The 21,555-nt window shown below is 70.1% G+C and carries 16 protein-coding genes; 10 read left to right on the plus strand and 6 right to left on the minus strand.

Translation table 11 applies throughout. The features are described 5' to 3' along the window. Nucleotides 1–20: 20 nt before the first annotated feature. Nucleotides 21–842, minus strand: a complete 822-nt coding sequence (locus ABIA36_RS11800; protein ID WP_369962575.1) for a hypothetical protein — start codon at nucleotides 840–842, stop codon at nucleotides 21–23. Between the two features lie 196 nt (nucleotides 843–1,038). Then, nucleotides 1,039–2,250 carry an MFS transporter gene (locus ABIA36_RS11805; protein ID WP_369962576.1) on the minus strand — a complete coding sequence of 404 codons (1,212 nt, stop codon included), beginning with the start codon at nucleotides 2,248–2,250 and terminating at the stop codon, nucleotides 1,039–1,041. Nucleotides 2,251–2,537: 287 nt separating this feature from the next. Here ABIA36_RS11805 and ABIA36_RS11810 point away from each other — a divergent pair, with 287 nt between their 5' ends. From ABIA36_RS11810 to ABIA36_RS11820, 3 genes are all read left to right on the plus strand, one after another. After that, nucleotides 2,538–5,042 (plus strand): ribonucleoside-diphosphate reductase subunit alpha, encoded by a 2,505-nt coding sequence (locus ABIA36_RS11810; protein WP_369962578.1) that lies wholly within the window; start codon nucleotides 2,538–2,540, stop codon nucleotides 5,040–5,042. Between the two features lie 115 nt (nucleotides 5,043–5,157). After that, nucleotides 5,158–6,147, plus strand: coding sequence for a ribonucleotide-diphosphate reductase subunit beta (locus ABIA36_RS11815; protein WP_345834361.1), 990 nt, complete (start codon nucleotides 5,158–5,160; stop codon nucleotides 6,145–6,147). Between the two features lies 1 nt (nucleotide 6,148). Next, nucleotides 6,149–7,024: a sulfurtransferase gene (locus ABIA36_RS11820; RefSeq protein ID WP_369962580.1), complete on the plus strand. Its 876-nt coding sequence runs from the start codon at nucleotides 6,149–6,151 to the stop codon at nucleotides 7,022–7,024. A 10-nt stretch (nucleotides 7,025–7,034) separates the two neighbouring features. On the opposite strand, the gene ABIA36_RS11825 is transcribed toward ABIA36_RS11820, so the two are convergent. Together ABIA36_RS11825 and ABIA36_RS11830 are read right to left on the minus strand one after the other, a co-directional pair. Further along, nucleotides 7,035–8,657, minus strand: coding sequence for a PQQ-binding-like beta-propeller repeat protein (locus ABIA36_RS11825; protein WP_369962581.1), 1,623 nt, complete (start codon nucleotides 8,655–8,657; stop codon nucleotides 7,035–7,037). Next, on the minus strand, nucleotides 8,654–9,247 hold the full coding sequence (locus ABIA36_RS11830; RefSeq protein ID WP_369962583.1) for an RNA polymerase sigma factor: 594 nt from the start codon (nucleotides 9,245–9,247) through the stop codon (nucleotides 8,654–8,656). Before ABIA36_RS11830 ends, ABIA36_RS11825 begins: the two co-directional genes overlap by 4 nt. Before the next feature lie 118 nt (nucleotides 9,248–9,365). Here ABIA36_RS11830 and ABIA36_RS11835 point away from each other — a divergent pair, with 118 nt between their 5' ends. From ABIA36_RS11835 to ABIA36_RS11845, 3 genes are all read left to right on the plus strand, one after another. Then, a complete protein-coding gene (locus ABIA36_RS11835; protein WP_369962584.1) occupies nucleotides 9,366–10,388 on the plus strand; it encodes a PLP-dependent cysteine synthase family protein in 1,023 nt (340 codons plus the stop codon). Nucleotides 10,389–10,463: 75 nt separating this feature from the next. Beyond that, on the plus strand, nucleotides 10,464–11,765 hold the full coding sequence (locus tag ABIA36_RS11840) for an NtaA/DmoA family FMN-dependent monooxygenase (protein ID WP_369962586.1): 1,302 nt from the start codon (nucleotides 10,464–10,466) through the stop codon (nucleotides 11,763–11,765). Between the two features lies 1 nt (nucleotide 11,766). Continuing rightward, nucleotides 11,767–13,230, plus strand: a complete 1,464-nt coding sequence (locus ABIA36_RS11845; protein WP_369962588.1) for an aromatic amino acid ammonia-lyase — start codon at nucleotides 11,767–11,769, stop codon at nucleotides 13,228–13,230. A gap of 32 nt (nucleotides 13,231–13,262) precedes the next feature. On the opposite strand, the gene ABIA36_RS11850 is transcribed toward ABIA36_RS11845, so the two are convergent. Then, nucleotides 13,263–13,772 (minus strand): GNAT family N-acetyltransferase, encoded by a 510-nt coding sequence (locus ABIA36_RS11850; protein WP_369962589.1) that lies wholly within the window; start codon nucleotides 13,770–13,772, stop codon nucleotides 13,263–13,265. A gap of 219 nt (nucleotides 13,773–13,991) precedes the next feature. On the opposite strand from ABIA36_RS11850, the gene ABIA36_RS11855 reads away from it, so the two are divergent. Genes ABIA36_RS11855 through ABIA36_RS11870 form a run of 4 tightly spaced genes read left to right on the plus strand, consistent with a single transcriptional unit; the run spans nucleotide 13,992 to nucleotide 17,477 of the window. Next, on the plus strand, nucleotides 13,992–14,894 hold the full coding sequence (locus ABIA36_RS11855; RefSeq protein ID WP_369962591.1) for an ABC transporter substrate-binding protein: 903 nt from the start codon (nucleotides 13,992–13,994) through the stop codon (nucleotides 14,892–14,894). Between the two features lie 2 nt (nucleotides 14,895–14,896). After that, nucleotides 14,897–15,883: an amino acid ABC transporter permease gene (locus tag ABIA36_RS11860; protein WP_369962592.1), complete on the plus strand. Its 987-nt coding sequence runs from the start codon at nucleotides 14,897–14,899 to the stop codon at nucleotides 15,881–15,883. Between the two features lie 47 nt (nucleotides 15,884–15,930). Further along, nucleotides 15,931–16,683: an amino acid ABC transporter ATP-binding protein gene (locus tag ABIA36_RS11865; RefSeq protein ID WP_369963741.1), complete on the plus strand. Its 753-nt coding sequence runs from the start codon at nucleotides 15,931–15,933 to the stop codon at nucleotides 16,681–16,683. Nucleotides 16,684–16,718: 35 nt separating this feature from the next. Continuing rightward, complete coding sequence (locus ABIA36_RS11870; protein WP_369962593.1) at nucleotides 16,719–17,477, plus strand: SDR family oxidoreductase; 759 nt, start codon at nucleotides 16,719–16,721, stop codon at nucleotides 17,475–17,477. A gap of 87 nt (nucleotides 17,478–17,564) precedes the next feature. Here the strand turns inward: ABIA36_RS11870 and hrpA are convergent, their stop codons facing one another. After that, on the minus strand, nucleotides 17,565–21,428 hold the full coding sequence (hrpA, locus tag ABIA36_RS11875; RefSeq protein WP_369962594.1) for an ATP-dependent RNA helicase HrpA: 3,864 nt from the start codon (nucleotides 21,426–21,428) through the stop codon (nucleotides 17,565–17,567). Nucleotides 21,429–21,555 lie beyond the last annotated feature (127 nt).

Consider the following 21,555-nt stretch of genomic DNA (forward strand, 5'->3'; position numbering starts at 1 on the left):
CCGTCGTCGGGTTTCCGCGACTATTCACGTCTCGTCGCCAGGAGGCGGGTGAGGCGGGTGAGGAGAAGGAGCGGGGTGCGGAGGTCGGCGGCGGTGACGCGGACGACGCGCCAGCCGAGGTCCTCGAGGTGCTCGCGCCGGTGGATGTCGCGGAACCAGACCTCTCTGTCGACACGGTGGCCGTCACCCTCGTATTCGAGGATCACGCGCTCCAACGGGTACGCCATATCGACGCGCGCGAGGAAGCTCCCATCGGGACGGTGGATCAGATAGTTCAGCCACGGCTCCGCGAGTCCCGCATCGACGAGGATCAACCGCAGCCGCGTCTCGGCGGGCGACTCCGACCTCGTTCGGACGAGCGGCAGCGCAGCCCGCGCGGTCGCGATACCGCGCCTCCCGGATGCGGTACCGACGATCTCCGTCAGCGCTTCGGCCGTCGTCAGCGGGTGTCGGTAGCTCAGCAGCCAGTCCCCGACGGCGACGAGGGCGTCGCGGCCGAGGACGGCGGCCAGGTCCAGCCACATCTGTTCGGGAGTGGTCAGCGGCAGGCCGCGAAAAGAGGTCGTCCTCCAGGCGGAGAGCGTGTGGCCGACGACGGATGCCGCCTGCACGGCGCGCCCACCGGCGGGGACGCTCACGTGGAGCCGGTCATCTGCGCGGGCTGCCGCCGGGAGGGGCGCTCCCAACAGCTCCGCCGCTGTCGTGTGGCTGAACGCGACCCGCTCCTGCCTGTGCAGGAGGAAGGCGCGGCAGCGCGTCTCCAGTCCCGCGTCCCCGCCGGCGACCCGCACGCCCCTGATCGGGGTATGCAGGTCGCTCGCCCGGAGCCGTCCCGCCGACACGCCGCTCTCCAAGGCATCCCGTGTCCGGAACGTGCCCGAACTGAAATCCCGTCCTAACTCCGCTGCCCGTCTCCCCATCCCGCCACCCTGCCGGACTGTCCCGATCCCCGCTCCCGTTCTCCACAGCCGGCGACCGAGACGTGACTAAACGCGGAAAAGCTGTGGACGATTTCCGCGATTAGTCACGTTTCGGCGGCTAAGAGGGCTGGACGGGGACGGGCTCGGTGTCGGGGATGGGGGAGGCGTCGCGGCCGCGGAGGTCGGGGTGCACGCGCCAGGCCAGCGCGGGGACGAGGAAGCCGACGAGCGCGAAAGCGGCCGCCACCCAGAACGCGCCCACGGCGCCCTGGGAGTCGATCAGGAAGCCGGCGAGAGCGGAGCCCAGCGCGGCGCCGATGAGCTGGCCGGTGCCGACCCAGCCGTAGGCTTCGGCGGTGTCGGAGAACTTGACGCTCGCCGACACGATCGCGAACAGCACGGCCAGGGCCGGTGCGATGCCGAGGCCCGCGACGATCAGCGCCAGCGAGAGCCCCCACCACGACCACAGCATGAAGCTGGAGATCACGACGCCGACGAACACGATCAGCATCCGGCGCGCGGTCGCCCACGGCCCGATCGGGATGTGCCCGAACGCGAGACCGCCGACCAGCGAGCCGAGCGACCAGATCGCCAAGACGATGCCGGCGAACGGCGAGCCGTCGCCGAAGTTCGCGACGACACCGGCCTCCACCGCGGCGCACGAGCCGATCAGCAGGAAGCCGACCACGGTCGCCAGCAGCACGGGCGGCCGCGTCAGCACCACCCCGAACCGGCGCTTGCTGCGCGGGATGCGCACCCGGCCGACTTCCGGCGACGAGATGAACCAGGCGCCGCCCAGCAGCATGATCGCCACCGACATCAGGATGCCCTCGACGGTGCCGATCTGGGTGGAGACGAAGGTGATCGCGACCGGGCCGGCGATCCAGATGATCTCCTGGGCCGACGCGTCGAGCGAGAACAGGGGCGTGAGCTGCCGGGAGTTGACCATCTTCGGGTAGATCGTGCGCACGGCGGGCTGGATGGGCGGCATGCAGAGCCCGGCGACGAACGCGACGGTCATGGTGAGCGGGATGGGCATCACGAACAGGCCGATCGCGGCCACCGCGGCCGAGCACAGCGCCAGGGTCGTCCAGAGCACCGTGCGCATCCCGAGCACGCCCATCAGCCGGCTGGTCATCGGACCGGCGATGGCCTGCCCGATGCTCATCGCGCCGAGCACGAGACCGGCCGCGCCGTAGGAGTGGTGGATGCGTTCGATGTGCAGCAGGAACGCCAGAGAGAGCATCCCGAACGGGAAGCGCGCGGTGAGCTGCGCGGCGATGATCCGCGCGACGCCGGGCGTCTTCAGAAGGCTCGAGTAGCTGCTCACAGTCTTCTCACTCTATCGGTCCGAGGCGGCCGCGAAAGGGCGATGAAACCCATTCGAGGGGGTGTGGAAATGTGCATAACTTCTGCACATCTGTGGATGACACGCCCACTAGATATGGGGGCATGGAAATGTCGGTACCCGGCTATATAGTGGTTCACGCGACAGGGGGCCGAGCTGCTCCCGAGGGCGGCCGGAAGCCGTTCCCCGGGTGTTCACGAGGCCCGGCCGCATGGGACTTCGCCGCTCACCGGAGCGGCACCGTTGAGGTAAACAATGAGGGAGAGACAGTGGCTATCACGGTTGTGAAGCGGAACGGCGAGCGCGAGCCGTACGACGCGAACAAGATCAATCTGGCCATCGAGCACGCGGCCGCCGGTCTGGACGAGAACATCACGTGGGTGACCCAGATCGCGAGCGAGCTGGAGCTGACCCTGTTCGACGGCATCACGACCCAGCAGCTCGACGAGGCGGTCATCCAGGTCGCCCTCCAGAACGTCAAGGACGACCCGGCGTTCGACACCGTCGCCGCACGCCTCCTCCTCAAGACGATCTACAAGCGCGTCCTCGGCGACTACGAGACCCTCGACGAGCTCACCGAGCTGCACACCTCCCACTTCCGCGGCTACGTCGAGCGCGGCGTCGCCGAGACCCTCCTCGACTCCCGCTTCACCACCCTCTTCGACCTCGACCGCCTGGCCGCCCACCTCGACCCCTCGCGCGACGAGCTGCTCAAGTACATCGGCGTCGTCACCCTCAACAACCGCTACGGCATCAAGGCGCGCAACGGCGACTCCCTCGAGGTGCCGCAGTACTTCTGGATGCGCATCGCGATGGGCCTCTCGCTCAACGAGGCCGACCCGACCGCGCACGCGCTCGCGTTCTACGACAAGATGTCGCGCCTGGAGTACCTGGCGGCGGGCTCCACCCTCGTCAACGCCGGCACCGCCTACCCGCAGCTCTCCAACTGCTTCGTCATGGAGATGCAGGACGACATCGAGCACATCGCCAAGTCGGTCCGCGACGTCATGTGGCTCACCAAGGGCACCGGCGGCATCGGCCTCGCCGTCACCAAGCTCCGCGCCCAGGGCTCGCCCATCCGCTCCAACAACACCACCTCCACCGGCCCGATCCCGTTCATGCACACGATCGACTCGGTGCTGCGCGCGGTCAGCCGGGGCGGCAAGAAGTTCGGCGCCCTCTGCTTCTACATGGAGAACTGGCACATGGACTTCCCGGAGTTCCTGGACCTCCGCCAGAACTCGGGCGACCCCTACCGCCGCACCCGCACCGCCAACACCGCGGTGTGGATCAGCGACGAGTTCATGAAGCGCGTCCAGAACGACGAGGACTGGTACCTCTTCGACCCGCTGGAGGTCGCCGACCTCAACGAGCTGTACGGCAAGGCGTTCTCCGAGCGCTACGCCGAGTACGTCGCGATGGCCGAGCGCGGCGAGCTGCGCATGTTCAAGAAGATCAGCGCCCGCTCGCAGTTCAAGGACATCCTGATGAGCCTCCAGACCACCAGCCACCCGTGGCTGACCTGGAAGGACACCATCAACAACCGCGCCCTCAACAACAACACGGGCACGATCCACCTCTCCAACCTCTGCACCGAGATCACGCTGCCGCAGGACCGCGACAACGTGTCGGTCTGCAACCTGGCCTCCATCAACCTGTCGCGTCACCTGATCGACGGCAAGATGGACTGGGAGCGCATCGAGGCGAGCGCCCGCCAGGCCGTCCGCCAGCTCGACAACCTGATCGACATCACGGTCTCCAGTGTCGACGAGGCCGACTTCTCCAACCAGCAGAACCGCGCGATCGGCCTCGGCGTCATGGGCTTCACCGACATCGTCGAGCGCCTCGGCTTCAGCTACGAGAGCGAAGAGGCGTACGCCCTGATCGACGAGATCATGGAGCACGTCTCGTACGCGGCCATCGACGAGAGCGCCGACCTGGCGCAGGAGCGCGGCGCGTACCCGAACTTCGAGGGCTCGCGCTGGTCGAAGGGCCTGGTGCCCTACGACTCGATCGCGCTGACGGAGGCCGACCGCGGCCTCCCGATCACGGTCGACCGCACCATCCGCCTCGACTGGGACCGCCTGCGCGAGAAGGTCAAGGGCGGCATGCGCAACGCCACCCTGATGGCCATCGCGCCCACGGCCTCCATCGGCCTCGTCGCCGGCACCACGCCGGGCTTCGACCCGCAGTTCTCGCAGATCTTCAGCCGGTCGACCTCCTCGGGCAAGTTCCTCGAGGTCAACCGCAACCTGGTCGAGACGCTGCAGGAGCGCGGCATCTGGCAGGACGTCCGCGAGGCGATCCTGCGCTCGCAGGGCGACATCCAGGGCATCGCGGCGATCCCGGACGAGGTCAAGGCCACGTTCAAGACCAGCTTCCAGCTCTCGCCGTACGCCTTCATCGAGGTGGCGGCCCGCGCCCAGAAGTGGATCGACCAGGCGATCAGCCGCAACATGTACCTCGAGACGCGCGACCTCGGCGACATGATGGACATCTACTACGCCGCATGGGAGAAGGGCGTCAAGACGACCTACTACCTGCACATGAAGCCGCGTCACCAGGCCGAGCAGTCGACCGTCAAGGTCAACAAGGCCGAGGAGATCTCGGGAGGCCGTGCCGGCTTCGCCACGGTGGGCGCCGGCGCTCCGGCAGCGGCTCCGGCCGTCACCGAGACCGCTCCGGCGGCCGCTCCCGCCCGCCGCGGGTTCGGCTTCGGCGGCCTGACCTCCAACGCTCCGGCCTCCAACAGCACCGCTGGGGGTGACAAGTAATGAACAGCACCAAGATCGAGGAGTACTACGTGCCGGTCGACCCCATGGACGACCTGCAGTGCGAGTCCTGCCAGTAAGCCCGTAGCCGCGTAGAAGAAGAAGAAGAGAGACACACATGGGCATCCTGGGAACGGGAATCGAGGAAGGCCTCCTCCTCAAGCCGGTGAAGTACCAGTGGGCGATGGACCTCTACGACCAGGCCGTCGCGAACACCTGGTTCCCCAACGAGATCCAGCTCGGCGAGGACATCGCCGACTTCAAGCGGATGACCGACGAGGAGCGTCACGCGGTCACCTTCCTGATGAGCTACTTCAACCCGAACGAGCTCCTGGTGAACAAGGCGCTGGCCTTCGGCGTCTACCCCTACATCAACGCGGCCGAGGCGCACCTCTACCTCGCCAAGCAGATGTGGGAGGAGGCCAACCACTGCATGTCGTTCGAGTACGTCCTGGAGACGTTCCCGATCGACCGCGAGCAGGCCTACAACTCGCACGTCGACATCCCGTCGATGGCGCGCAAGGAGGAGTTCGAGGTCGGCTTCATCAAGCGGATGACCGAGCAGACGCTCGACATCACGACGACCGAGGGCAAGCAGGACTTCATCCGCAACCTCGTGGCCTACAACGTGATCCTCGAGGGCATCTGGTTCTACTCGGGCTTCATGGTGGCGCTGTCGTTCCGTCAGCGGAACCTGCTGCGCAACTTCGGCTCGCTGATCGACTGGGTGGTGCGCGACGAGTCGCTGCACCTCAAGTTCGGCATCAACCTCATCCTGACGGTGCTGGAGGAGAACCCCGACCTGCAGACGCCGGAGTTCGCGAACGAGATCCGTCAGATGATCCTGGACGCCGTGGAGATGGAGGAGCAGTACAACCGCGACCTCCTGCCCGGCGGCATCCTGGGCCTGAACGCCAACTACATCAACCAGTACGTCCGCTACCTGGCCGACCGCCGGCTGGAGGAGCTGGGCTTCGAGGCCGAGTACAAGGTCTCCAACCCGGCCAAGTGGATGGCGACCGCCAACGACACGCTCGAGCTGGTCAACTTCTTCGAGTCGACCAACACCTCGTACGAGTCGAACGCGAAGGCGTCGAGCGGTCACTGACATGACGATGCGGAACTCTCCGCTGATCACGGCCGCCGCGCTGGACGCCGCTTCCGGGACCGAGTCCCTGTGGAGCAGCGCCGGCCGGCGGCCGTCGACGCTGCGGGTGCTCGATGTGCGCTGGAAGCTCGGCGGCCCTCCCGGGGTCGAGGAGTTCGCGAAGGGGCACATTCCTGGGGCGGTATACGTCGACTTGGACACCGAGCTCGCCGGGCATGGCCTGCCGACGGACGGCCGCCACCCGCTGCCGGCCATCGAGGCGTTCCAGGCGTCCGCCCGTCGCTGGGGCGTGAACGACGGGGACAGCGTGGTCGTCTACGACGACGTCTCCGGCACGTCCGCGGCCCGGCTCTGGTGGCTGCTGCGCTATGCCGGCTTCGAGGACGTGCGCGTGCTCGACGGCGGCCTCGCCGCCTGGATCGCGTTCGGCGGCGGTCTCGACACGGAGAGCTCCGCTCCCGTTCCCGGGACGGTGCACCTCGCCTACGGTTCGCTCCCGACGCTCGACGCGGACGCCGCCGCAGCGCTCGCGGCGAGCGGCGTGCTGCTCGACGCGCGGGCCGGTGAGCGGTTCCGCGGCGAGGTGGAGCCGGTCGACCCGCGCGCCGGGCACATCCCGGGCGCGGTCAGCGCTCCGACCGCCGACACCATCGGGCCGGACGGCCGGATGCTGAGCCCCGAGCGGCTCGCCGCCCGGTTCGCCGAGCTCGGCGTGACCGCGGACACCCCCACGGGCGTCTACTGCGGCTCCGGGGTGACCGCCGCGCACGCCGCCCTCGCGATGGAGGCCGCCGGGCTGCCCGTGCCCGCGCTGTACCCTGGCTCGTTCTCCGCCTGGTCGAACGACCCCGCACGCCCTGTCGCCGTCGGCGCGTGAACCGCGCGCATCAGCCCAGCCCCTCCAACCGGTCGCCGTCCAGCCGCACCAGGTAGCCACCTGCGAAGCTCCACACGGCGAATCGACCGGAGTCCCTGGTGGTCGTGCTCCACAGCTTCGAGCCTGACTGGCGGTCGTACGCGGTGAGCACGAGATTCGGGGGGAGGAGCGAGGTCACGTACGTGTTCGCGGGTCCGAAGAACATGATCGTCCCACTCGGCACATCAGGAACGGGATGAGGTGCGCCCGTCGACGCCGCGAAGGTGCAGGTTTTGGCGCTGTCGTGCACGAGGGTGAATGTGTCGTGAGCGGGGTCCAGGAAGGCATCGGTGACGACCCAGCCGAGACCCGGGCTCCCGGTCAGACCGCATCGAGTCGCGGGTGCTGACCAGCGGGCCTCGCCCGAGCCGGCGTCGAGGAGGGTCAGTTCGGACGAGGTTATGACAGCGATGAGGTCGGTGACAGCGGGATTGTTCACGTCACCGCCGGGGACCCCGGCCAGTGAATGGACGGCGCGGACATCGGCGTCGGGCGGGAGCTGCCGAGTCCAGGTCGTCCCACCAGAGGCGTCGAGTCCGCTGAGCACGGTGGGTCGTCCCGAGTCGTAGGCGGTCACGACCGCCAGGTGGGGCGCCGTGCGGACGAGGGCATTGTTGCTCCATCCGGGATCCAACCGACCGGTCTGGAGGTCGACGCGGTCGGCCCCGTACGGCCCACCGTCGGGGCCAGGCGTGTTCAGCAGGATGCTGACCGGAAGGAAGTCGGTGGCTCCTGAGAGCGGATACACCCACGCACTCTTGCCGGGAATGGTCGTCGACCAGCGCGGCGAGCGCATGTCGCGGGGGTCGGCTCGGACGATCGCGTTCGGTGTGGTCATGATGACATCGCCCGAATCACCCGGGACCGCCACAGCGTTGAGCGTCACGTCGTTCTTCTGGCCGGCGAAATCGGCCAGGGTCCGGCCGGTCGCCAGGTCGAGGACGTCGTGAGGTCCGCCCCCGAGTACCTGGTCCGCGACGAGGACCCGCCCCGAGGTGCCGAGCACGATGACGTCGACGTCGTACTCCGGCTGAGCGTGCCACGTCCACTCCCGCGTCCAGAGCGCCCGTCCCCGTTGGGTGTCTACGAGGGACAGCGACACGTGCTGCAGGTCGTCCACGCAATCGGGGCTGCCGTCGCCCACGACATGTGCGCCTAGCTGAACGAGTGCGAGGCCGTCGGCGATGTCGTAGACGTGGTGCTGCTCGCATTTCCGTCCCGTCCCCGGGAGGTCCAGCGACCAGGGAGCTGCCGCGGGCTCGGCGACGTCGTGCCACTCGATCGGCGTGGTCTGGACGGCGATGGGGCGAGTGGACGACGTCGGTGTCGGTGTCGGTGTGGGCGTCGGCGTGGATGTCGTGCTCGGTGTCGGAGCCGGTAGCGGCGCAGGCTCCTGAGACCCGAAGTGCAGCGCCCCGCTGAGCGCGAGGGCGGCGGTTCCCCCAGCGAGGAGGACGGCGGCTCCGACGAGGGCGCCCACGATGGCGAAGCGCGTGCGTGAGGGTTTCGTTGGAGCGTGGGCGACGGTCTCGTGCAGGATGTCGCGGAGGATGGCGCTGCGCGCCGGGTCGAAAGCGGGGCCGGTGGCGGTCATTCTGCACCTCCTTCGAAGGCGGGGTGGGGCGGTTCGGAGACGAGCGCGAGATCGCCCAATCGGCGCTTGGCGCGGGAGAGCCGGGACTTGACCGTCCCGACGGGGACACCGAGCGTGCGTGCCGCTTCGGCGAGTGGAAGCTCCTCGAGCACGCAGAGCGTGATCACGTTCTGATCGGCGGTCGACAGGGTGGCGAACGCGTCGCGGACGCGACGGTCCCGTTCCCGGTTGTCGAGGTCGTCGGCGACATGGTCGGCGTGGTCGGGCTCGTGATCGGGCTCGGACATCCGGGCGAGCGCCCGGCGGTAGCGGCGTTTACCGCGTTCGAGATTGTGGACGGTGTTGTTCGCCGTGACCAGTAGCCAGGCGATGATCGAGCCGTCGACTACGCGCACGGCGTCGCGACGGCGCCAGGCTTCCAGGAAGACGATGGCGGTGATGTCCTCGGCGTCATGCGGCTGGCGGACGAGTCGCAACGCGTGCCCGAACACACGGTCGCGATGCGTGTCGAAGAGGGACGTGAACGCGTCAGGATCCCCATCCCGCGCCCGGGACCAGGCATCGGCCTCGTCCGATCCAGCGTTGTTCATATCCCTTACTGTCCGATCGGCTCGAAAGGTTCCATCATGGACCGCGGGCGCTCTCCGGCCCGTGTAACACGTCGAAACAGCCCGTGCGCTTCCCAGCGCACGGGCCTATCGTTCCTGCATGACCGCGCTCGATCTCATCCCCGCCTCCGCCCCCGGGAACCTCCCGCTGGGCGAGGTGTGCGACTCGGCGGCGGCGCTCATCGGCAACACCCCCATCGTCGAGCTGCACTCGCTCCCGTCCGGGCTCGACGTGCGGGTCCTGGTCAAGCTGGAGGGCCGCAACCCCGGCGGCTCGTCGAAGGACCGCATCGCCCTCAACATGATCCGCACCGCGGAGGCGGCCGGTGTGCTCGCCCCCGGCGGCACCATCGTGGAGGCCACCAGCGGCAACACGGGCATCGGCCTTGCCCTGATCGGCCGGCTCACCGGCCACCCGGTCGTGATCGTCCACGCCTCCGACATCTCCGACGAGAAGCGCAAGGTCCTCGCGGCCTACGGCGCCCGCCTCGTGGAGGCCGACTGGGAGGCCGGGCCCGACGACCCAGCCAACCCGCGCGCGGTCGCCGACCGGATCGCCGCCGAGACCCCGAACTCCTGGCGCCCCGCCCAGTTCGCGAACACCGCGAACCCGGAGGCCCACTACCGCGGCACCGGCCCGGAGATCTGGCGGCAGACCGCCGGAAAGGTCACCCACTTCGTCGCCGCCATCGGCACCGGCGGCACCGTGAGCGGCACCGGCCGGTACCTCAAAGAGGTCAGCGGCGGCGCGGTCGAGGTGCACGGCGCCAACCCGGCCGGCTCGACCTACGACGGCGGCGCAGCCGGCCGCATCCTGGTCGACGGCGTCGGGACCGCGTGGCCGCGCGCCTTCTGGCCGCAGACCTTCGACCCGGGGGTGGTGGACGAGGTGCACACGGTCGAGGATGGGGTGGTCTACCGCACGCTCCGCCGGCTCGCCGCCGAGGAGGCGCTGCTGCTCGGACCGTCGTCGGCTCTGGCCGTCGCGGCGGCTCTGCGGGTGGCGCGGGAGGCGCGGCCCGGGTCGGTCATCGTGGCGATCGCCCCGGACGGCGGCACCAACTACCTGACGAAGGCGTACGACGCGGACTGGCTGAGCGCCACGGGCGTCAGCGTCGACTGACACCGCGGCACGCACCGCAGTACGACTCGACACGACACGACGGCCGCTCATGCGGCCACGGACAGCAGGGAACGCATGGCACTCCTCCACTTCGGCTGGTTCCTCGGCGCGGGCTTCGGCGTGCAGGGCTGGGGCGACCCGACCTACGGCGTCGGCTACGACTGGAAGCAGCCGCAGATCTACCAGGACGCCGCCCGTGCCTTCGAGGGCGCCGGCTTCGACCTCTTCATCATCGAGGACGGCGTGGCCGTGCCCGACACCTATGGCGGCTCGGCCGAAGTGAACCTGGCCGCGGCGCGCTTCGTCCCGAAGCACGACCCGCTGCCGCTGGTGCCGTACCTGCTCGGCGCGACCTCCCGGCTCGGCATCGTGCCGACGCTCAGCGCGAGCTTCTACGAGCCGTTCACCGCCGCCCGCCTGCTCAGCACGCTGCAGCACTTCGCCGGCGGCCGGCTCGGCTTCAACGTGGTGACCAGCGGCTCCGACCTCGCCGCGCAGAACTACGGCCTCGACAAGCAGGTCGAGCACGACCTCCGCTACGACCGCGCCGACGAGTGGGTGGAGGTCGTCCGCAAGCTCTGGCGGAGCTGGGAGCCCGACGCGATCGTCGAGGACGTCGAGGGCGGCGTCTTCGCCGACTACCGCAAGGTGCACACCATCGACCACGAGGGCCGGTTCTTCCGGGTCCGCGGGCCGCTCAACACCGCGCCGGCGCCCGAGGACCCGGTGATGGTGCAGGCGGGCGCCTCCGGCCGCGGGCGCGACTTCGCCGGCAAGAACTCGGACGTGGTGCTGGCGCTGGCCTCCACCCCCGAGCGGATGCGCGAGTACCGCGAGAGCATCCGCGAGGTCGCCGTGCAGCACGGCCGGCCCGCCGACGCCGTGAAGGTGCTGTTCGTCGTGCAGCCGATCCTGACCGCGAACGCCGAGGAGACCGCGAGCGTGCGGGCGGCGCGTGCCGAGCTGACCCAGGCCGCGATCGACGAGCAGCTCCAGTCGATCAGCTACCTGACCGGGGTCGACTTCAAGACCTTCGACCTCGACGCGCCGCTGCCGGAGGTCACCACCAACAGCAACCGCGGAACGCTCGACAACTTCGTCTCCTCCGCGCCCGCGGGCGCCACGCTGCGCGAGATCCTGCAGACCCGCGCGAAGAAGGACGGCCTGGCGATCATCGGCACCGCCGACGAGGTCGCCGATCACCTGGGCGAGCTGGGGGAGGCCGTCGGCGGCGACGGGTTCCTCTTCACCGGCCAGGTGCACCCGGCCAATGTGCACCGCACGCTCGACCCGCTGGTCCCCGCCCTGCGCAGGCGCGGCCTGCTGCGCACCGAGCTCGGCGACCGGGGCCTCCGGCAGAACCTGGCCGACTTCTGACATGCGTGCCGTCCGGTTCGGCGCGGCGGCGCCGTCGGTCTCCGACATCGTGGCGGTCGCGGAGGGCGCTCCCGTCCAGCTCGACGACGACGCGCGGGCGACGATCGCGGCCTCCCGCGCGGTGGTCGACCGCGCCATCGAGTCGGGGGAGCCGGTCTACGGCCTGAACCGCCGCCTCGGCGCCGGGCGCGACGACGCGGTGGAGGCGGACGAGCTGGCCGCCTTCCAGCGTCGCACCATCGCGAACCACCGCGGCGGCATCGGCGAACCGCTCACCGAGCCGGAGGCGCGCGCTGTCGTCGCCGCCCGCCTCGCCGGCTTCACGCGCGGGGGAGCGGGCGTCCGGCCCGAGCTCGCCGACGCCTACGCGGCGCTGCTGAACGCGCGCGTGACGCCGCGCATCCCGTCGCGCGGTTCGGTGGGTGCGGCGGACCTGACCGCGCTCGCGGAGGTCGCCGCCGTCGTCATGGGCGCCGGGACGGTGCTGCGCGACGGCGAGGACGTGCCGGCCGACGTCGCGCTGGCCGACGCCGGCCTCCACCCGATCGAACTCGCACCGCACGAGGCGCTCGCCGCCCTGAGCGCCAACGCGCTGAGCGTCGGCGTGGGTTCGCTCGCCTCCTTCGCCGCCCGTCAGGTCGCCGAGGCCGCCGACCTGGTCGTCGCGCTGTCGCTGGAGGCGGTCGGCGCCCACGGGCCCGCGGGCAACCTCAGCCCGTACTCGGCGGCCGTGGCCGAGGCGCGCGGAGGCGAGGGCCAGCGCGCGTCCGCGCACGCGATCCGTACCGCCTTGGCCGGAAGCGACCTGGAATCGCCGGAGCGAGCCGTCACCGTCCAGGACCCGCTCGCGTTCCGCACGGCGCCGCAGCTTCACGGCGCGCTGCGGGAGGCCGTGGCCCGCCTCCGCTTCGAGCTGGAGGTGGAGCTCGCCGCGCGCTCGGAGAACCCGGTGGTCGACCTCCCGAGCGGCCGCTTGATCTCGGGCGGCAACTTCCAGGCCCTCCCGCTGGCCCTCGCGCTGGAGAACCTGCGCGTCGCTCTGGCCCACGTCGCGGAGGCCTCCGAGCGCCGCAGCGCAGCCCTCTCGCTCGCGCTCGCGCCCGCGCGCCGGGACGGCCGCACCCGCGTCCCCGGCCTCCTGCTGTACGCCGCGGCCGACGCTGTGGCCGAGGTGCGCCAGCTCGCCGCGCCGGCGACGCTCGGCAGCTCGACGCTGTCCGGCGTGGAGGACCACGCGACCTACGCGCCCCTGGCGCTCCGCCTGGTGCAGCGCTCAATCGCGCTGACCGCGGACGTGCTCGCGATCGAGGCCCTGCACGCCGCCGACCTCCTCGGTGTCCTGGACACGACGCCGACCGGCGCGGGGACCCGGCCGCTCGCGTCCGCGCTCACCGCTGAGCCGGCAGCGGATGCGGCTCCCGCCGACGTCCTCGTCGCCGAGACCCGGCACCTCCTCCTCGGCTGAACTCCCGCCGAATCACGCCGCGCCGAACCGCCCTAGAGGTCTTTGCGGAAGCCGAGGTACGAGACGCGCTCCCAGTCGTCGTCGAGGTCGAACAGCGGCGAGTAGCCGAGCGAGATGTACAGCGCGACCGCCTCGGGCTGGCGCGCGCCGGTGGTGAGCACGATCGTGCGCACCCCGCGGCGGGCGGCCTCGGCCTCCAGCTCGGCCATCACCCGGCGGGCGAGGCCCTGGCGGCGGAACCCGGAGTGCGTCCAGACCCGCTTGACCTCGACCGTGGAGTCGTCCTCCCGCATGAAGGCGCCGCCCGCGACCGGGGTGCCGTCCTGGTCCACGAGGAGCAGGAAGGTACCGCCCTCCTCGGCCGTGAACCGCTCTGCGGGGTAGCGCGACAGCTCCGCCGACGAGGGGATGCCGTCGTTGAATCCGTAGCGTTCGTCGTACTCGCGGGAGAGCTCCTCGACCAGCGGTGCGGCGAGCGCGTCGTCGGGGCGGGTGACGACCACGCGGGCCGTCGCGGCGAGGCCGGATTGCGGTTGGATCACGACCCGACCCTAGCGCGGCACGGCGCGGCGCGCGCATTCGATGACGTCACACGGCCCAGACGACGGATTCCGCGCAAGGAAACACGAAATCTCCGCGAAACTTGCAGGAAAACTGGCGTTTCGCGCGCGATTTAGTATGCATGTAATGCCTGGGGCCTAGGGTATTCTCCCCTTACCCCTCCTGCACACCCTGCACCAGGAAGAAGGACAACTACCATCATGCGCATCCGTTCCGTGGCCCCCGTGGCCGCCCTCGCCGCCGTGGCAGCGCTCGCGCTGTCCGGCTGTGTCGACAACTCCACCCCCTCGTCGAGCGGCTCAGCGTCGAGCGCCGCGTTCGACGTGAAGAAGGACGACTCGCTCGCCAACAGCCTCCCCTCGAAGATCAAGTCGGCGGGTGTTCTCACCGTCGGCATGGACGACACGTACCCGCCCAACGAGTACAAGGACGACAACGGCAACCCCGCCGGCTGGGAAGTCGACTTCACCAACGCCATCGGGCAGAAGCTCGGCCTCAAGATCAACTACGCGATCGCCAAGTTCGACAACATCATCCCCAGCATCACCGGAGGCAAGGACGACTTCGGGATGTCCTCGTTCACCGACACCGTCGAGCGCGAGAAGCAGGTCGACTTCGTCAACTACTACAACGCCGGCATCCTGTGGGCGTCCGCCAAGGGCAAGAACGTCGACCCGGACAACGCCTGCGGAATGAAGGTCGCCGTCCAGTCGACCACGTACGAGGACACCGACGAGGTTCCCGCCAAGTCGAAGGCCTGCACCGACAAGGGCAAGCCGGCCATCCAGGCCCTCCGCTACGACAACCAGGACGACGCCACCAACGCGGTCATCCTCGGCAAGGCCGACGCCCTCAGCGCCGACTCGCCGGTCACCCTGTACGCGGTGTCCAAGTCCAGTGGCAAGCTCCAGGCCGCGGGCAAGACCTTCGATGTCGCGCCCTACGGCATCCCGGTCGCCAAGAACTCCAGCCTGACCCCGGTGCTGCAGAAGACCGTCCAGGCGCTGATCGACGACGGCACGTACAAGAAGATCCTCGACAAGTGGGGCGTCGCCGACGGCGGCGTGACCAAGGCCGACCTCAACGCCGCGTCGAAGAGCTGACCATGTCCCAGGGCAATCCGGCCGGTCCGGCGACGGGGGCAGCCCCGTCGCCGGCCGGCGCCCCGCCGTCCGAGCCGATCAAGGCGGTCAAGCTCCGCCACCCGTGGCGGATCGTGTTCGCGGTCGTGCTCATCCTGCTGTTCGCCTGGTTCGTCATCGACGCCTCGCAGCGCTCCGCCTACGGCTGGCAGTACGTCGGCAAGTACGTCTTCGACCGGCGCATCAGTGCTGCTGCGCTCGTGACCCTCCAGCTCACGGTCTACTCGATGGTCATCGGCGTCATCCTGGGCCTGGTCCTGGCCGTCATGCGGCTCTCGCCCAACCCGGTCGTCAAGTCCGTCGCGTGGCTCTACCTCTGGGTCTTCCGCGGCACCCCGGTGTACGTGCAGCTCGTGTTCTGGGGCCTGTTCTCGCTGATCTACCCGCACGTCTTCCTCGGCGTGCCGTGGACGCACTTCGGCGTCAACTTCGACCTCGGCTTCATGCAGAACGCGTTCATCATCGCGATCGTCGGCCTGGCGCTCAACGAGGCCGCGTACATGGCGGAGATCGTGCGCGCCGGCCTCCTCTCCGTCGACAGCGGCCAGGAGGAGGCGGCGACCGCGCTCGGCATGTCGTGGTGGCAGACGATGACCCGCATCGTCATCCCGCAGGCCATGCGCGTGATCATCCCGCCGACCGGCAACGAGGTCATCTCGATGCTGAAGACCACTTCGCTGGTCGCGGCGATCCCGCTCACCACCGACCTCTACGGTGTCGCGCGCGACATCTCCGCGGTCACGTACACGCCGATCCCGCTGCTGATCGTCGCGTCGCTCTGGTACCTGTTGTTCACCTCGATCCTGATGGTGGGCCAGTACTTCCTGGAGAAGCGGTTCTCGCGCGGCGTCAACATGCGCCGCCCGGACAACAAGGAGCCGGCGCTCGCCACGGGCGCCCTTCCCGCCGCGGGCGCTCCCGACGGCAACAACCTGGGAGGCAAGGGATGACCGACACCACCGCACGCGACTCGGCCGCACGGGCCGGCGTGACGCCGATGGTCCTGGCCGAGGGCGTCTCCAAGAGCTTCGGCTCCAACGAGGTGCTCAAGTCCATCTCGCTGTCCGTCCGCCCGGGCGAGGTGCTCTGCATCATCGGGCCGTCCGGCTCGGGCAAGTCCACCTTCCTGCGCTGCATCAACCACCTGGAGCGCGTGGACGCCGGCCGGCTGTCGGTCGACGGACAGGTGGTCGGCTACCGCCAGCACGGCGACAAGCTCTACGAGCTGAAGCCGAAGGAGGCCTCCCGCCAGCGCCGCGAGATCGGCATGGTGTTCCAGCGCTTCAACCTGTTCCCGCACATGACGGCCCTCGAGAACATCATCGAGGCGCCGATCCGGGTCAAGGGCCTGTCGAAGGCGCGCGCCGTCGAGCGGGCGAACGAGCTGCTCGTGCGCGTCGGCCTGGCCGACAAGGGCGACCACTACCCGTCGCAGCTCTCCGGCGGCCAGCAGCAGCGCGTGGCGATCGCCCGCGCGCTCGCGATGGACCCGAAGCTGATGCTCTTCGACGAGCCGACCTCCGCGCTCGACCCGGAGCTGGTCGGCGAGGTGCTCGACGTCATGAAGGGCCTGGCGGCCTCCGGCATGACGATGGTCGTCGTCACCCACGAGATGGGCTTCGCCCGCGAGGTCGCGGACGAGCTGGTCTTCATGGACGGCGGCGTCGTGGTGGAGTCCGGCGACCCGCGCGAGGTGCTCTCCAACCCGCAGCACCAGCGCACGCAGGCGTTCCTGTCGAAGGTGCTGTGACCTCGGCCGCGTAGCCCGTCTGCCAGGATGGGGGGATGACCGAGAGCAGTCGTCCCCTTGTCCTGGTGACCGGCGTGGGCCGGCCGAACGCGATCGGCGCCGGCATCGTGCGGCGTCTGGCGGCCGACGGCTGGGACGTCGCGTTCGCGGACCTGCGCCCCGCGCCGGGCTTCCCGGAGGCGCTCGCCGCGGAGACGTCGGCGTCAGGTGCGCGGGTCTCCGGGTTCGAGGCGGACCTGTCGACGGACACCGGTGCGGCGGACCTCGTCGCCCGCGTCCGTGCTGCGCTCGGCCCGATCCACGCGCTGGTCGCCAGCCACGCGTACTCCGTCGACAGCGGGCTCCTCGACACGAGCCTGGAGGCCTTCGACCGGCACTTCGCGGTGAACACCCGCGGCACGTGGCTCCTCATCAAGGCGTTCGCCGAGCAGTTCGAGGCGGCGCCCTCGCCCGACGGCCCAGCCACCGGCCGAATCGTCGCCTTGACCAGCGACCACACCGCGCACAACCTGCCCTACGGCGCCAGCAAGGGCGCGCTCGACCGCATCGTCATCGCTGCCGCCGTCGAGCTGGCCCACCTCGGCATCACCGCCAACCTCATCAACCCCGGCCCGATCGACACCGGCTGGATGACGCCCGACCTCGCCGAAGCGCTCGCGGCCGAAACCGCCCTCGGCCGCCTCGGCCGCCCCCAGGACACCGCCGACCTCGTCGCCTTCCTGCTCTCCCCGTCCGGCGGCTGGATCAACGGCCAGCTCCTGCACTCCAACGGCGGCTTCCACCTCCGCGTCTGAACGTCGCCCGCCCGCAGCCATCAGTTCCTCACTTTCTCCCGCTCTCGACCGGCGTGTTGCGGGAGAAAGTGAGGAAGCGATGGCGGGTCAGCCGGTGAGGACTTTGCGGATGCGCTGGAGGGAGACGGTTTCAGCGGTGCCGAGGGACTGGGCGAAGAGGGAGACGCGGAACTCCTCCAGCATCCAGCGGGCGTGCACCAGGTTCTCCGGCGCGTGCGGCGCGGGCGGGATGCGGCCGCCGGCCTCCGTGTAGAGCGCGACCGCCGTCTCCACCTGGGTCTGCCAGGCGCGGTCGCGGCCGGGGTTCGTCGGGAGCGCTTGCATGCGCTGGGTGATCCCGTTGAGGTAGCGGGGGAGGTGCTTGAGCTGTTCGAGCCCGGTCGCCGAGACGAATCCGGGGTAGACCAGACCGCCGAGCTGCGTCTTCGCGTCGTTGAGCGCCGACAGGTAGGTCAGTGATGTCACGGCGCCGATCGCCTTCTCGGCCGCCCGCGCCGCGGTCAGGATGCGCGTGACCAGCGCGACGGTTTCGAACATCGAGTCCATCACCACGCCGGACACCCGGTCCCGCACGGCTTCGAATTCGGCGCGCATGAAGAGCTGGCCGTCCGGCTTCATCCGGTACAGCACCGAGTCGATCACCGCGAGCAGGCTGTCGTCGAACAGCGCCTTCGTGTTCGGGTACGGGCTCGCGGCCAGCGTCAGCTTCTCGTTCGACGTCAGGTGCTGCTGCACGTACGCCACGGGCGACGGGATGCTCAGCAGCAGCAGCCTCCGGACGCCGCCGGGCAGCGCGCGTGCCTGCTCGGCGGGCGTCGACATGAGCCGGATGCTGACGCTCGCGCCGTCGTCCACCAGCGCGGGGTACGCGCGGATGGTGTTGACCGTGCCGCCCGGACCCTTCTGGGTGGTGTCGAGGTGGCGAGGCAGCTCGTCCAGGTCCCAGGTCGTCAGCCCCGAGCGCTCGATCGCGTCGGGCTGGCGCGCTTCCGCGACGCGGGCGACCGAGTCGCGGGCGCGCGAGCGCAGCCGCTCCTGCAGCGCCATCAGGTCCTTGCCGCTCGCGAGCGGCCGGCCGCGCTCGCCGATCACCTGGAACGTCGGCCGCAGGTGGGCGGGCAGCCGCTCCAGGTCGAAGTCCGCGCCGGTGACCCGCGAGCCGGTCTGCCGAGAAATGGTCGCGGCGAGCGTCTCTGCGAGGGAGGCCGCGGGGCGGCGGCCGTCGTGCGCGCCCATCCCGGCGGCGCTGGACAGCTCGCCGAGCAGCCGCTTCGCCCAGTCGGCCGCGGGGACGACCTGCCGGCGGATCGCCTTCGGCAGCGACTTGATCATGGCCGTCACGAGGTCCTGGCGGAGGCCCGGCACCTGCCAGTCGAAGCCGTCCGGCACCAGCCCGGCGAGCAGCGGAAGCGGCACCTGCACGGTGACGCCGTCGTCCTCCGCCCCCGGCTCGAAGCGGTAGCGGAGGGTGAGCCGCTGGTCGCCCTGCCGCCACACCGGCGGGAAGGCCTCCTCGTCGATGCCGGCCGCGTCGTCCTCGAGCAGCGCCTCCGGGGTCATCGTCAGGAGGTCGGGCGTCTCGTTCCGCGCCTTCTTCCACCAGCCCTCGAACGAGCGCGTGGAGAACACGTCCGCCGGAATGCGCGCGTCGTAGAACTCGAACACCGCCTCGTCGTCGTTGAGGATGTCGCGGCGGCGGGTGCGCTCCTCCAGCTCGCGCAGCTCGGCCAGCAGCTTTCGGTTAGCCCGGTCGAACGCCTGTCGGGAGTCCCACTCCCCGTCCACCAGCGCGTGCCGGATGAACAGCTCCCGCGCGAGCTCGGGGTCGATCCGGGCGAACTGCACGCGGCGGCGCGGGATGATCGGGACGCCGAACAGGGTGACCCGCTCGTAGGCGACGACCGCGCCCTGGCTCTTCTCCCAGTGCGGCTCGCTGTACTGCCGCTTGCACAGATCGCCGGCGATCGGCTCCGCCCAGGCCGGGTCGATCGCGGCGTTCATCCGCGCGAACAGCCGGGAGGTCTCCACGAGCTCGGCGGACATGATCGCGTTCGGCTGCTTCTTGGCGAGCGCAGAGCCGGGGAAGATCACGAATCGGGTCTGGCGTGCGCCGAGGTACTCGGACTGCCGCTGGCCGCGCGCCGAACCCTTGTTGCCCGACTCGCGTGCGTCCTTGAGCCCGATGTGCGACAGCAGGCCCGCCAGCAGCGAGCGGTGGATGCCGTCCGGGTTCACGCTCGGCTCGCCGATGGTGAGCTCCAGCGGCCGGGCGAGCTGGCGGAGCTGCCGGTAGACGTCCTGCCACTCGCGCACCCGCAGGAAGTTCAGGTACTCGGCCTTGCACAGCCTCCGGAACGCACTGGACGACAGCTCGCGCTGCTGCTCCTCCAGGTAGTTCCAGAGGTTCAGCAGGGTGAGGAAGTCGCTGGTCGGGTCGATGAACCTGGCGTGCTTCTCGTCGGCGCTCCCGCGCTTCTCGACCGGGCGCTCTCGCACGTCCTGGATGGTGAGGCCGGCGACGATCGCCATGACCTCCCGGGAGGTGTTGTGCCGCTTGGACTCCACGACCATGCGGGCGAATCGCGGGTCGATGGGGAGCCGGGAGAGCTGGCTGCCGATCCGGGTGAGCTCGATGCCGCCGGAGCGCGTGGACGCCTTGGTCGCTCCCAGCTCGGCCAACAGGTCCAGCCCGTCCTTGATGCCGCGCGAGTCCGGCGGCGTCAGGAACGGGAACGCGGCGATGTCGCCGAGCCCGAGCGAGATCATCTGCAGGATGACGGCCGCGAGGTTGGTGCGCAGGATCTCCGGCTCGGTGAACTCCGGCCGCTTCTCGAAGTCCTCCTGCGAGTACAGCCGGATCGCGATGCCGTCGCTGGTGCGGCCCGAGCGTCCGGAGCGCTGGTTGGCGCTCGCCTGCGAGATCGCCTCGATCGGGAGCCGCTGCACCTTCGCGCGGGTCGAGTAGCGGCTGATACGGGCGGTTCCGGCGTCGATGACGTACTTGATGCCCGGCACGGTGAGGCTGGTCTCGGCCACGTTGGTGGCGAGCACGACCCGCCGCCGGACGCCCGGCATCGTGGACGGCTGGAAGACGCGGTGCTGCTCGGCCGATGACAGCCGCCCGTACAGCGGCAGCACCTCGGTGCCGGGGAGGTTGCGGCCCCGGATCGCGTCGGCGGCGTCGCGGATCTCGTTCTCGCCGGAGAGGAAGACCAGCACGTCGCCGGGCGCCTCGCGGGCGAGCTCGTCCAGGGCATCGTTGATGCCCTGGACGTAGTCGCGGTCGACGGCGGGGAGCGGATCCGGGTCGTCCTCGTCGGCCTCCAGCGCCTCGGCGACCAGGGGACGGTAGCGCAGCTCGACCGGGTAGGTGCGGCCGGAGACCTCCACGATGGGCGCGGGAGTGCCGTCCGCGGCGGCGAAGTGCGCGGCGAAGCTCTCCGGGTCGATGGTGGCGGAGGTGATGATCACCTTGAGGTCGGGCCGCTTCGGAAGCAGCTCGCGGAGGTAGCCGAGCAGGAAGTCGATGTTGAGGCTGCGCTCGTGCGCCTCGTCGATGATGATCGTGTCGTACTTGCGCAGCAGCCGGTCGCGGTGCATCTCGTTGAGCAGGATGCCGTCGGTCATCAGCTTGATGCGGGTCTCCGCCGAGACGCGATCGGTGAAGCGCACCTGGTAGCCGACCAGCTCGCCGACGCTCTGGCCCAGCTCCTCCGCGATCCGCTCGGCGATCGTCCGGGCGGCGAGCCGCCGCGGCTGGGTGTGGCCGATGCTCTCCCGGCCGAGCTCCAGGCAGATCTTGGGGAGCTGCGTGGTCTTGCCCGAGCCGGTCTCGCCCGCCACGATCACGACCTGGTTGTCGCGGATGGCGCGCGCGATGTCGTCCCGCTTCTGGCTGACGGGCAGCTCGGGCGGGAAGACGATGCGGGGGAGGGCGACCGGTGCGGACATGAGCCCTCCAGTCTATCCGGCCGGTGCGCACCCAGGGTCCCGCACCTCCCTCGCCCGCGAGCCCCACCGCAAACGGGGCATTGTGACAATCCGCACCGTGACGTAGGTTTCCCTCAACCCGATCGGG

The organism is Leifsonia sp. EB34, from assembly GCF_041260585.1.
Taxonomy (GTDB): Bacteria; Actinomycetota; Actinomycetes; order Actinomycetales; family Microbacteriaceae; genus Leifsonia.